Here is a 12,970-nt window from a genome sequence, read left to right on the forward strand (position 1 = left end):
TTTAATACTCCTTTAAAAATTTGTCTATGAATCTAATTAAATACCATACCAATTTAATCCTTCATCACTTAGATCAACCCATACATGCTTTGTTTCTGTATACATATCTAATGCTTGTACGCCTAACTCTCTTCCAAATCCACTTTGCTTTGTTCCGCCAAATGGCGCCGCACTATCCAGCATACTGAATGTATTTACATATACAGTACCGGCCTTTAAACCTCTTGCCATTCTATGAGCACGCTTCAAATCACTTGTCCATAATCCGGAAGCCAAACCGTAAAGTGTATCATTTGCCTTAGCCAATGCATCTTCTTCATCAACAAATCGGATGACAGACAATACTGGGCCAAAAATTTCTTCGCGAGCAATCTTCATCTCATTGGTTACATTTTCAAAAATAGTTGGAGTGAAGAAATATCCGTTTCCAGCTTTATGATTTCTTTCACCGCCTATGACAAGGTTTGCGCCTTCTTCCAGACCTGCAGTTACATACTGTTGAATTCTTTCTAATTGCTGTAAAGAAACCTGAGGACCCATTTGAGTTGACTGATCCAATGGATTTCCTACACGAATGGATTGAGCTTTTTTAACGAAGGCTTCCATAAATTTATCGTAAATACTTTCTTGAACGAAAAGTCTTGAACCTGCCGCACAAACTTGTCCTTGGGCAAAGAAAATACCAAATAATGAGCCTTTAACAGCATTTTCAATATTTGCATCGTCAAAAATGATGTTTGGTGATTTTCCACCCAGCTCCAAACTAATTGGCTTAATATTCTTACTAGCAGCCTGCATAATTAAACGACCTGTTGTTGTTGAACCAGTAAACGCAATTTTATCAACGTCAGGGTGGGAGGAAAGAGCTGCACCGGCAACATTACCAAAACCTGGAACAACGTTAATAACCCCATCAGGAATGCCAACTTCTTGGAAAATTTTAACCATTTCCAGAACACTAACCGGGGTCTGTTCTGCCGGTTTAATAACGATCGTGTTACCTGCTGCAAGAGCTGGAGCTAATTTCCACATGGTAAGCATCAATGGGAAATTCCATGGAACAATGGCTCCCACTACTCCAACAGGTTCTTTTAATGTATAATTTAAACGATTAGAAGGGGAAGCAAGTACTTTTCCTTCAATTTTATTGGCTAATCCTGCATAAAATTCTAAAACATCAATCATTGCAGGCATAGCAATAAACTTTGTTTCATTAATAGGAAGACCATTATCCATTGTTTCTATTTCCGCAAGCATATCTGCTTTTTCCCAAAGAGCTTGAGCAACTTTATATAGTAGGCGGCCGCGATCTCCAGGAGCCATTTCAGCCCATGGACCGCTTTCAAATGCTTTGCGGGCTGCCTTTACTGCTAAATCAACATCTTCCACACCAGCTTCAGCTACAATTGCATTTACTTCTCCAGTTGCCGGATTTAAAGATTCAAATACTTTACCAGATACTGAATCAACCCATTTTCCATCAATAAATAACTGATACTTTTTTGTCATAAATATCTCTCCTTTGGCCGTAAGTTTTATTTCATAGTTGAAATGTTTTGAAAAATCCGGTCCTTAATTCCGGTCAATTCTTAACATCCCAACTAATTTGAAAGTTTGTTATATTAAATTGCAAGAATCGTGCCACCTGAAAAAATCCGCCATCATCACTTTGAATAAAAAAGAATGCTCCAAATTGGAACAAAACTGTGTCAAATCAGAGCACAATCAGGAGAACAGTTGAAGTCAAATTTACTATCTAACTGAGCACCAACAAACATCTCTTAACTCAATTATTTTACTCCACATATTTCCACTCTTTTCCCGCTATTTAAAATCTTTGTTCATTTGGTGATAAAGACAGTAAAAATAGAAATTAATTTGTATAAGAGAAAAATAATAAAGCCTCCACTAAATTCAATAAGTGAAGGCACTGGGTTTATTTATGAATTACAGATATTTATTTTCAAGGTAGTTATCACGTTAACTCTTTAATTGTTTCTTTGCTAATGACGCCCCATCAACATTGACATCGCCTGTTCCAATGACTCTTCGCCACTGATCGGTATCTGTATATCCAACAAACTTCGTGATTTTTCCGTTCTCAATTGTCCAAACATGAGCAGCTTGCGCGTTTAGTCCTTTACCTGATTTTGTTTTACCAACATATCTCCCTAGCATAATTACAACATTTCCCGATTCGATAAATTGTTCATTCTTAACTTCGAACTCTTCAAAGTCTTCGGCAATTTTTCCGAATACACCTTCGATAATACTTTGAGCTCCAACGAATATCGTACCTATATCATAAGGAGAGTTTTCCGCTTCATGCCATTCGATATTCTGATCAAATGCTTCTAGAATAAAAGGTGTGTTACCTGATCCACTAGCCTCATAGACCGATTTAACAAAGCTTATAAGTTTCACTTAGCCACGCACCTCCATTATAGTATTTCTATTTTCAGTAATCCTTCATAAGTTTCTGGTCTTCTATCCCGAAAAAGTCGGAAGAAATACCTATTTTAAGAATAAAAACCTTAAATAGTTTTAGTTTTCATCCTTTCACTTTCGATTCCTGTTTTCTTTTTACGCGGATTTGTTTCAATTAAACCAAGTCCTATTACAGCAATTAACAAGGCTGCTATTGTTGCAATAATCATGACAATCGGCAGTCCATATACGTCTGCTGCTGCGCCTGCACCAGCAACAACGAATGCTGCTCCAAAAATTTCTCCTACACCAATAATTAGAGCACTTGTGGTAGCTTTTAAATGCGGCGGCATCGTTTCCTCTGGAATAATACTCATATAAAGAGGAGCAATTGCGCCAAATAACCCACCGAATAAAATGAGCGATCCACTTCCAATTGCAGTCGATGGAAACAAATATAACCCAAGCGGAGATAAAGCTGCAAAAACTGAAAATAAGATCAATCCCGGCTTCCTCCCAAAATAATCAGAGAACAGTGGCACTAAAATACAGGTAATAATCGTAACTATTCCCATCATAGACATTATGAAACCCATATTTTCAATGGAATGTTTACCGACTGAAGTTAAATATAATGGTGCAAATGCAGCTTGAATCCAGAAACCTGTCATAACCATAATCCCAATAAATAGACTTACAATGACGTTTCTGTATTTTAAGATTTCAGCAAAGCTAACTTTTTCCTTCTTATTTTCTACCTTACCGTCATTTATAGGCTTTACTTCATGCGCAACCTTCCATATTAACAAAGCTAAGATTAAGCTTGGGATACTCACAAGGACAAATGCTAAATGCCAATTTGTCCATGCCACAATTTGTGTAACTAATGTTGGACCGAGTGTTCCCGAAATAACGCCAACCCCTGCATTAACAATACCAACATTTCGGCCAAAATGCCCTGATAAGGAAGCTGATGCTACCAATGTGACTGCTAAAGGTAAAATTGGGCCTTCACTGGCACCAACTAAAAAGCGAACAACCAGTAAAAGCGGATAAGAAGTCGCTAAAGCTGAAATAGCAGAAAAAATTGAAGTTGAAATTACTGCTCCAATGAGTAATGCTTTTCTTATACTTGTTTTATCTGATATCATTCCAATTATTGGTCCGGCTATGGCATAACCAATTGTTTGCCACATATTAATTTGGCCAACCTGCCCATTTGTTAAACCCAATTCATTCACCAATACAGGTGTGATATAAGAAAGAGCTGTTCGATCCAAAAAGACGAATCCCCATGTTAAAAAAATAATTGCAACAATTTTTAACTCATAAGCCCGTGGATTTTTAATGACATTCCCCATTCTAATCCTCCTATTCCTATTTGTTCCAATACTCCAAAGACCTTTAATCTCATAATGGTATTGACCCCCTTAATGACAACTGATTGTTGGTGCTTACAATAATTGCAGTACCCCCCTTTTAATAGTTTAAAGCGTTCACTAACTGAAAATAAACCTATGAAGAATTGCTTATACTTAAATTATTGCAAATATTGTGCCAATCCAAAAATGCATTAAATCAACTTAATAATTCTCTAAAGTGTTCCATCTTAGAACATTATGTGTTAAAATAGAACTCGATTATTCAAACTAATCAGAATATACTAAAAATAAATTTAATGACTACTTAGATAATTATTTACATTGTTATGGAAGGGAGTACTAAAGAATTATGCTTATTCCTCAACCAAATGAGCAAGTTATTAAAGATTCCTGGAAGCGCTGTCAGGACTTAGGATTAAATCCCTATAGCCCGGCGAAGAAACAAATTATAACAAGTGGACATTTAAAAGAATTAAAACTTGAAAACGAAAAATTAATTTCCTACGCTGATCAAGTATTTGATAAGATTCATCATTTCATCAATAATTCCTATCATCGGTTCGATTTACTCGATAAACATGCACGGCTCATTTATTCTATTGGAACCTATCGGGAAACCTTTCCAGCCAACCCAGGAATCTCACATATGGGAATTTGTTGGGATGAAAAACTCCGGGGAACCAATGCGGTATCCTTATCCTTATTAATGAAAGCACCCGTTTCACTTAATGGAAAAAATCATTACCTAGAAGAGAATCGTTCTTTATTATGTGTTGCTTATCCTATTCTAGGATTAAATGGAGAGATTGTTGCGGTTATTAATCTAAGTAGCGAAACAAAAGATTTTAATCATTCCTTTCTTCCCCTATTACCGATGACTGCGAAGTCTCTCGAAGATAAAATACTTCTTGACGAAGAAAAAAAGACAAAAACTTTAATTCTTCGGGATCTACATAATATTACCAATTTTCTCTCAAAACCAATTATTACTGTAAATAGCGAGAATGAAATAATTCATGCGAACCATATTGCCCAACAAGTGCTGGGTTCGGACTGCATAGGAACAGAGTTTATTCCAAAGCGTAATCTTTCCATTGAAATTATAAGTGATTCTACCAATAAATTTTGGAAAATTGCCGCTATACAGCGGCCCTCTAAAGGTAAAACAGATGCTATCCAAAACTTTACATTTAAGGACATTAAGGGATATTGCCCTAAACTGGAACATGCAGTTAATCTTGCTAAAAAGGTTGCAGTTACAGATTTCTCTGTTTTAATTCATGGAGAAAGCGGAACGGGAAAGGAATTGTTTGCTCAATCAATTCACTCTCATAGCCCTCGTGTATCAAAACCTTTTATAGCTGTAAATTGCAGCGCAATTCCTGATAGCTTAATAGAAAGCGAGCTGTTTGGCTACGAGCCTGGCTCCTTTACGGGAGCTAATCCAAAAGGAAGTATGGGAAAATTTGAGGCTGCTAATGGAGGAACTATTTTTCTCGATGAAATAGGGGATATGTCATTAAGAGCGCAAAGCAGCTTACTGCGTGTCTTGCAGGAGAAAGTCGTAACAAGAGTGGGGGGAACAGAAAAACGACCAGTAGATGTTCGAGTTATCGCTGCTACTCATCGTAATTTTCAAGAAGAAATTAATTCAGGACGTTTTAGGGCCGATTTATTTTATCGATTAAAAGGAATTCAAATCAATTTACCTCCCCTACGGGAACGAAATGACATTATACTATTGGCAGAATACCTATTAGATGAAATTAGTAGAGGCACAAAGACATTATCCGATGAGGCTAAAGAATTAATAAAAAATTATCATTGGCCAGGAAATATACGAGAACTAAAAAGCTGCCTTATTCAGGCTTCTTTCTTAGCAGAAAGAGATATTATTCAATATTCAGATCTTCAGCTCGAAGCCGAAAATGAATTGATTATTTCAAGTACATTGAAGGATACTGAAAATATCTTAATTAAAAAAACGTTAGAAGAATGTAACTGGAATATTAAAAAAACTGCCGAAAAACTTAATATTGGCCGAAACACATTATATCGGAAAATGAAACAGTATAATATTTCCAAAAACGCAACTGTAACCTAGCCCTGAAACACCCTTTTATAAAAGTTCCTTATCTTGCCGTAAAAAGAATTTGAATACAGTATTGCTTATATAATTACTAAAGGCACAACTGGCTTATCTTTCTAGTTGTGCCTTTCAACTAATTAATCATAGCTTATTTCATATGACTTTGAGAATTGTCCGGATTTAAAAGAAAGTATTTGATGACTTTTTTTGGAGTTTATAAGGTGATGGGTAACCAAATTTCCTGAACTCATTAATCAAATGCGCCTGATCATAGTATCCATTCTCCATAATAATATCATTTACAGAATTATTATTTACTTTTAATATCATGTGTAATGAATGCTGGAATCTAATAATCTGACTAAATAATTTTGGGGAAATTCCAACCGACTCTTCAAATTTCTTACGTAAATATCTAGAGGAGTATCCGATCTTATCCGCTAATTCATTGATACTAATGTTTCCTTTCCTAGAATAGATTTTATTTAAGGCGTATCTTACGATATTGGGTGCTGACTCATTAGGAAAAAAGATACTGTCAAACATTTGATGGAACAAGGAAATTCTCTTTTGAAAGCTGTTTTCCTTGATTAATCTTTCAATTACTGATTCATTTATTGAAACGATTTCATTTAGGGGGATTTCTTGCTCAACCAATTCTTTCATCGTATAGTTTGAATTCTTAGCCATTTGTTCCGGCACAAATCTGACCCCAAAATATTCACAGCCAGTCTGAACCTTAATCCGTTTCGTTTTTAAAACACTGCCGCAGACATTTGCTGAGGGAATCTGCTTATTACATGAAATTAATATGTCAATACACCCATCTGGAATAACAGAAATTTCATTTTCAAAACCATCACATATTTGGAATTGATAAAATACAACTGTGGAATGATTTTCAATATCCATTTGCTTGTATTCTACATAGTATCCTGTATTCATTTCAAAATCTGGTTGGAATGGATAAAAGTGATTGCCTTTTGCAATTTGAAGCATACTACCTCATCCTCCTAACTCAAACAGATTAGCCTATCTGAAAATCATTATGTAAGGTAATTTTGGGGCCATTTTTCATTTTAAAAAGGCAAAACTAACGTAAAAATACTATTTGTAGTAGTATGGGAGCGCTAACATAAATTAAATCATTATATATAATTTAGATTATTCATAATTATCAGTCTATTTATTATAATGATATACTATATCAAATCATATATGATTTCAATTTGTTTTTTCAAAATAACAGCACCTTACTAATGAAGATGCTGTCAGATTATATAAATAGTTGCTTTACAAAACTGTTAGCTTTTTTTAAAGCGTTTGTGAATATTATTATGCTTGTAGGTCCCTGCCTCACTGAATTCAACCAATTCCAGAGACAAAGCCAAGTAGCGTTTTGTATAAAGGTCGAAAAAGTGATCCTTGATAACTTCAAACAATGTATCACAGGTTTCTTTTTTATCTTCCACTGAACGGCCGGCGCCGATTTTTACTGTAACATGGACAAATGCATCATCCTGAGTCCCATCTGCCACACAATAATCATGAAGTTCAATTGCCCGGGAACGAACACCTCCAATGGGAAATAAATGGCTTCTTGTAGTAAACACATGATTAATCTTTTTTAATAGATTCGAAATATCAGCTTCCGACTTAATATTGTCAGTATATTCAATAATAATATGGGGCATTCCATCACTCCTGCCCATTATAGTCCAATTTAGCAACAGCTTTTTGTAAAGAATTTGAGATATGAAATGTTTCGTCCCCTACAATCGTATTAACCAGTCTGCCAATCCCTTCAATTTCGGTTACAACTTCATCGCCAACCTTCGTATCGACCGCTCCTTCCGGTGTGCCCGTAAGAATAATATCGCCCGTATCTAATGTCATAAAGCTGCTTAAATACTCAATTAATGAAGGAATATCAAAAATCATATCCTTTGTTGATCCTTGTTGTGTCATTTCGCCATTAACATAAGTCCTTAAAGTAAGATTCATAGGATCTTTGATATCCTCTTTTTCTACAAACCATGGACCGATTGGGGTGCAAGTATCACGGTTCTTAACCCGAAGATTGGGCCGGTAATAGTTTTCCAAGTAATCACGAATAGCATAATCATTTGCAACAGTGTATCCTGCTATATAATCATAAGCATTTTCACGCTTAACTTTTCGTGCGTGACGGCCAATTACCACTGCAAGCTCGCATTCATAATGCATATATGTAGCATCAGCAGGCCTTCTTGTCTGTGCCTTGTGACCAATAAATGTTTTTGGTCCTTTTAGGAATACCAGCGGTTCCGTTGGCGGCTTGAATGCCAATTCTTTTGCATGGTCCGCATAATTTAAGCCTAGCGCAAAAACAGTTCGAGGTTTTACCGGTGGAAGCCAAATAACTTCCGTTTCTTCTACAATCCGGCCATCATTAAGCTTAAGACCGTTTTCTGCCGGGACAGCCTCATGAATGGCTCCTGCATATGCTACTCTTGCCCGTTTCATTGACAAACACCTCCCGCAATAAGGTCTTGTTCGCAAACAACATGATTATCTAAGCTGCCGACACCAGTTATTTCGATACGGATATGATCACCTGCTGTTACTAAGGGGGCATTTTCCGGAACTCCCACAAGGATAACATCGCCTGCTTCCAATGTCATAAATTCCGTTACATCTGCAATCAGCTTTGAAACGGGGCGGATCAGATTAGCAGTGGTAGTTTCTTGTTTCAATTCTCCATTAATAAATACCCTTACTCCCAATTTATCAGGATCTTTGACGGCTTCTCGTTCTACCACCCAAGGGCCGACGGGGCAAAAACCATCACGGGCCTTCTGACTAATGGCCGGGCGATATATACTGCTGTGCGGTATAGTCACATCATTCACAACTGTAAACCCTTCCACATAGTTTAGTGCATTCTCCTCGCTGACCCGAGTTGCCGTTCGACCGATTACGACCCCTAAGCAGGCTCCGACTTCCAGTTCCGACACTTCTGCTGGAAGAGGGATGGGTGCCCCATGCCCGCTAATTGTATTTATAGGTTTTATATAAAGAATCGGCGCCTTCGGCGGTTGTTTATACGGTTGTTCAAAAATAGCCTTCCCTAATGCAACCAGTTCATCTTTATAATTTAAAAGCGTACCATAAATAGTGCCCGTTACAGGTGACGCCAATTTTAATTGGCTGAGCTCATATAATTTTCCGTTATGGTTAAATATTTTATTATCCGGATTCACGTTGACCTCTTCATTAAGGCTTTTGCCGAAGAACATGACTCTCGCCTTACTCAATATGTTCACTCCTTTTCTGTTTTGTTAAAATAGCAAGATAAAAAGGAGGAGCGGGCAGAGGCAATTGTTCTACCCTATATTCCCTACACCTCATATTCAGCATCATAAAATAAATTCTGGCTTAACTTTTTCTAATTTCGCCTCGGAAATAGCAATTTGTTCACCTGTTTCAATATCTAAAAATGGCGAGGTTTCATTAAACCAGCTGTCAGGAGCTTTATGCCCCCAGAAGGTTTGACGTCTTGGATCATCCAAATCCCAGCGAATTGGTTTGAAATCTGGATCACTTGTCAAATAATCGCCATTATAAAGCTCGATGCGGTACCCATCCGGGTCCCGTAAATAAAGGAAAAAGGCGTTTGAAAGCCCGTGGCGTCCCGGCCCTCTTTCAATATTATCCCCGTAGCCAAGTGAAGCAAGAACATCACAGCAGTGAATAAGGGCTAACGGATCAGGGAGCCAGAAGCCAATATGATGGAGTTTGGGACCTTCCCCATTCATAAATGCCTGGTCATGGACACCTTGTTTGCGGTGCAGCCACGCAGCCCATATTTTCTCGTCTCCTGTAGCAGTATACTCGGAGCAAGCAAAACCTAATTCATTCATGAAAAAATTATATGCTTTCTCAACATCCGTCACTGAACAGTTTACATGGTCAATCCGCTGAATTCTTGCCCCACGGTAAAGCTCATATCGCTGCAACAGTCGCTCGGCGCCTTCCATTTTACAAAAAAACTCTAATGGCATTCCCGAAACATCATGTACATGCAAGGCTCTTCCAACTGCATGTTGACTGCCTTCCTCCAGCCATTTTGTTTTCAAACCTTTCGATTCAAAAAGAGCTGCTAACTTATCTAAATCCTCTTCCTTTACAACTTTATAACCAAGGGCATGAACCCCTAATTTATCGGATTTCTTTAATACTAAACTATGATGGACATGTTCTTCCAACCCCCGAAGATAAATATGCTGATCATCACTTTCTGTTTCAACAAAGCCTAGGGCATTTACGTAAAATTCGCGTGAGCGATCTAAATCACTTACATTAATAACAACTCTGGCAATGCGAATAATATTAAAATCCATTTAGCGACCCTCCGATTACTATTTTCATAAACTTTTCCCCAAAAATAATAATAGCTTGCGATTAATTCTTCGCTTTACCGAACTGTGGAATATAGTGATCTCCTAAAGCAACATGAATGACCTTTGGCTCTGTATAGAATTCAAAGATGGCATAGTGGCCTCCTTCTCTCCCAATTCCACTGGCCTTCGTACCGCCAAATGGAATGCGAAGGTCCCTTACATTCTGTGCATTAATCCAAATCATGCCAGCCTCTACAGCATGAGCAATACGGTGGCCTCGTTTAATATCACTTGTCCAGACAAATCCTGCCAGGCCATACTTGACATCATTTGCAGCGGCAATTACTTCTTCTTCCGTTTCAAATTCAATGACAGCCATAACCGGACCAAAAATTTCTTCCTGGCACACTCTCATGCTATTCTTTGCATTTAATAGAAGGGTCGGAGGTACAAAATTTCCCGCTTTTACTTCTTCAGGCACTATTCCCTGAACCACTTCACAGCCCTCTTCCTTCGCAAGTTCAATATAACTTCTTACCTTATCGAAGTGTTCTTTTCCAATTAGAGGCCCAAGTTCCGTGGAAGGATCCATTGGGTCACCAATCTTAATATTGGCTACTCTTTCTTTAAGTGCCGCAACGAATTTATCTTTAATATTTTTATGAAGGAAAACGCGGGCATTTGATGTGCAGCGTTCACCATTAAAGGAGAAAATTCCCCAAATCGCCGCATCAAGTGCACGATCCAAGTCAGCATCATCGAAAACAATTAAAGGAGATTTTCCGCCCAACTCCATGGAAGTCTTCTTTAATGTATCCGCTGAATTCCTAATAATGGTCGATCCGGTAGTTGTTTCACCTGTAAAGGAAATTGCTTTCACATCAGGGTGTTCAACTAGTCTGGCTCCTGCAATCTCACCAAATCCGTGGACCACATTTAATACTCCATTTGGAAGCCCGGCTTTATCAATAATTTCGGCAAGTTTGTTCGCTGTTAATGGAGATAACTCACCTGGTTTTAAAATGACTGTATTACCAGTCGCTAATGCCGGTGCTACTTTCCAAGTCTCAAGCATAAATGGTGCATTCCATGGTGTAATAAGACCAACTACTCCTAGTGGTTTATATATTGTATAGTTTAGAAACTCATTATCAACCGGATAGGCTTCGCCATGTAATTTTGCTTGAACCATTCTTGCATAAAAGCGAAAATTTTCTGCTGCACGAGCAGCTTGATTTCTTGTTTGACTAATTGGCAGGCCAGTATCCAAGGATTCCAAAGTGGCAATTTCCCCGATTTCCTCATCGATTAAATCTGCAATCCGATTAATATATCTCATCCGCTCTGCCACCTTCATGGTGCCCCATGGCCCTTTTTCAAAGGCGTATTTTGCTGCTGCTACTGCCTTATCCATATCTGCTGCACGTCCTTCAGCAACATAATTGTTTAACTGATTTGTAAAAGGATTAATATTTTCAAAGGTAAGACCGTTTTCGGCATCAACAAATGCACCATTGATATACAATTTAACATCTTCAACCCGCTTATGAATGGCCGTATCTTTTAAATCCTTTATTTGAGTATCCATCTTTTTCACGTCCTTTATTTTTGTATCAGATAAACCTCACTAGTAATCTAGGAGGTTTATCCAGCGAATAATGTATTTAACTATCTTGAAGGCTGGTGATCCGGTAATTCAATGTATTTCTTTAGCACTTCACGAATTTTATCTTGAAGTTCCTGTGTCGACAAATTCATCGGTTTACGTAATACCGGTTTTATTTTACCCATCATTCCAAGCGCAGCCTTCACTGGAGCTGGGTTAGTATCCGCGAACAAAATATCATTTAATGGCATCAGTTCATAGTGAAGTTCAAGAGCTCTTTCGTAATTTCCTGCTTCCCAAGCATTGTGCATTTCTGCCACTTGAGCCGGTACAACGTTTGCTGTGGCACTTATGGAACCTGCACCGCCTATCGTCAGCATTGGATAACATAAAAGTTCAATACCGGAATATAAGAGGAAATCTCTACCGCAATTTAATAAAACGCGGTTGACATGTTCAAAATCTTTATTAGATTCCTTAGCTCCAATAATATTTGGACAATCTTCTACTAATCTTTTGTATGTGTTAATTTCAAGATTTACTGCTGTACGTCCGGGAATATTGTAAATAATAATCGGAATATCTACTGAATTTGCAATCGTCCTAAAATGTTTATATAGGGCATGCTGTGATGGCTTGATGTAGTAAGGAACAATAACCATGGCAGCATCTGCACCGAGCTCTTGTGCGACCTTTGTTAAATGAAGTGCTTCTTGATGATTGACAGATCCGGTTCCTGGGGCAAATGGAACTCTTCCATTAATGGTTTTGGCTGCATTCTCCATAACCTGTTCCCGTTCTTTAACTGTTAAAGAGCTTGGTTCACCTGAAGTACCTGTAACTGAAATAGCGTGGCTGCCGCTTTCAATTTGCCAGTTAATCAAATCACTCATTGTTTTAAAGTCAATCGACTCATCTTCATTAAATGGGGTAATAACTGGGGCAATTGATCCTCTTAAACGTTTTTTTACATCTTCAAACATGGCCATTCCCTTCCTTTGTTTAAATTTTATATATTTTCAGACTAATTGAGGTAAAAAAATATAATACTCTTTACAAAGAGCCGATATTTTTTATACAATTA

11 protein-coding genes are annotated in these 12,970 nt (G+C 37.7%); 1 reads left to right on the forward strand and 10 read right to left on the reverse strand.

From position 1 onward, the window contains the following. Window positions 1–36: 36 nt before the first annotated feature. From RCG24_RS07890 to RCG24_RS07900, 3 genes are all read right to left on the reverse strand, one after another. Entirely contained in the window at window positions 37–1,509 is a 1,473-nt protein-coding gene (locus RCG24_RS07890; RefSeq protein WP_308078828.1) for an aldehyde dehydrogenase family protein, read from the reverse strand. A 471-nt stretch (window positions 1,510–1,980) separates the two neighbouring features. Further along, window positions 1,981–2,424, reverse strand: a complete 444-nt coding sequence (locus tag RCG24_RS07895; RefSeq protein ID WP_308078829.1) for a nuclear transport factor 2 family protein — start codon at window positions 2,422–2,424, stop codon at window positions 1,981–1,983. A 110-nt stretch (window positions 2,425–2,534) separates the two neighbouring features. Next, on the reverse strand, window positions 2,535–3,788 hold the full coding sequence (locus tag RCG24_RS07900; protein ID WP_308078830.1) for an MFS transporter: 1,254 nt from the start codon (window positions 3,786–3,788) through the stop codon (window positions 2,535–2,537). A 370-nt stretch (window positions 3,789–4,158) separates the two neighbouring features. Here RCG24_RS07900 and RCG24_RS07905 point away from each other — a divergent pair, with 370 nt between their 5' ends. Continuing rightward, complete coding sequence (locus RCG24_RS07905) at window positions 4,159–5,913, forward strand: sigma-54-dependent Fis family transcriptional regulator (protein WP_308078831.1); 1,755 nt, start codon at window positions 4,159–4,161, stop codon at window positions 5,911–5,913. Between the two features lie 165 nt (window positions 5,914–6,078). Here RCG24_RS07905 and RCG24_RS07910 read toward each other — a convergent pair whose 3' ends face one another. The 7 genes from RCG24_RS07910 to hpaI all read right to left on the reverse strand — a co-directional run bounded on the left by RCG24_RS07910 (window position 6,079) and on the right by hpaI (window position 12,869). Beyond that, window positions 6,079–6,897 carry a helix-turn-helix domain-containing protein gene (locus RCG24_RS07910; RefSeq protein ID WP_308078832.1) on the reverse strand — a complete coding sequence of 273 codons (819 nt, stop codon included), beginning with the start codon at window positions 6,895–6,897 and terminating at the stop codon, window positions 6,079–6,081. A 305-nt stretch (window positions 6,898–7,202) separates the two neighbouring features. Then, window positions 7,203–7,592 carry a 5-carboxymethyl-2-hydroxymuconate Delta-isomerase gene (locus RCG24_RS07915; protein WP_308078833.1) on the reverse strand — a complete coding sequence of 130 codons (390 nt, stop codon included), beginning with the start codon at window positions 7,590–7,592 and terminating at the stop codon, window positions 7,203–7,205. A gap of 4 nt (window positions 7,593–7,596) precedes the next feature. Next, complete coding sequence (locus tag RCG24_RS07920) at window positions 7,597–8,403, reverse strand: fumarylacetoacetate hydrolase family protein (RefSeq protein WP_308078834.1); 807 nt, start codon at window positions 8,401–8,403, stop codon at window positions 7,597–7,599. Further along, complete coding sequence (locus RCG24_RS07925; protein WP_308078835.1) at window positions 8,400–9,194, reverse strand: fumarylacetoacetate hydrolase family protein; 795 nt, start codon at window positions 9,192–9,194, stop codon at window positions 8,400–8,402. Before RCG24_RS07925 ends, RCG24_RS07920 begins: the two co-directional genes overlap by 4 nt. A gap of 102 nt (window positions 9,195–9,296) precedes the next feature. Further along, the gene (gene hpaD, locus RCG24_RS07930) at window positions 9,297–10,280 is read right to left on the reverse strand and encodes a 3,4-dihydroxyphenylacetate 2,3-dioxygenase (protein WP_308078836.1); all 984 of its coding nucleotides are present in this window, start codon (window positions 10,278–10,280) and stop codon (window positions 9,297–9,299) included. A 61-nt stretch (window positions 10,281–10,341) separates the two neighbouring features. Next, a complete protein-coding gene (gene hpaE / locus RCG24_RS07935; RefSeq protein WP_308078837.1) occupies window positions 10,342–11,868 on the reverse strand; it encodes a 5-carboxymethyl-2-hydroxymuconate semialdehyde dehydrogenase in 1,527 nt (508 codons plus the stop codon). Window positions 11,869–11,948: 80 nt separating this feature from the next. Next, window positions 11,949–12,869 carry a 2,4-dihydroxyhept-2-ene-1,7-dioic acid aldolase gene (gene hpaI / locus RCG24_RS07940; RefSeq protein WP_374049135.1) on the reverse strand — a complete coding sequence of 307 codons (921 nt, stop codon included), beginning with the start codon at window positions 12,867–12,869 and terminating at the stop codon, window positions 11,949–11,951. Window positions 12,870–12,970 lie beyond the last annotated feature (101 nt).

It is taken from the genome of Neobacillus sp. OS1-32 (genome assembly GCF_030915425.1).
In the GTDB taxonomy this organism is placed as follows: domain Bacteria; phylum Bacillota; class Bacilli; order Bacillales; family Cytobacillaceae; genus Neobacillus; species Neobacillus paridis.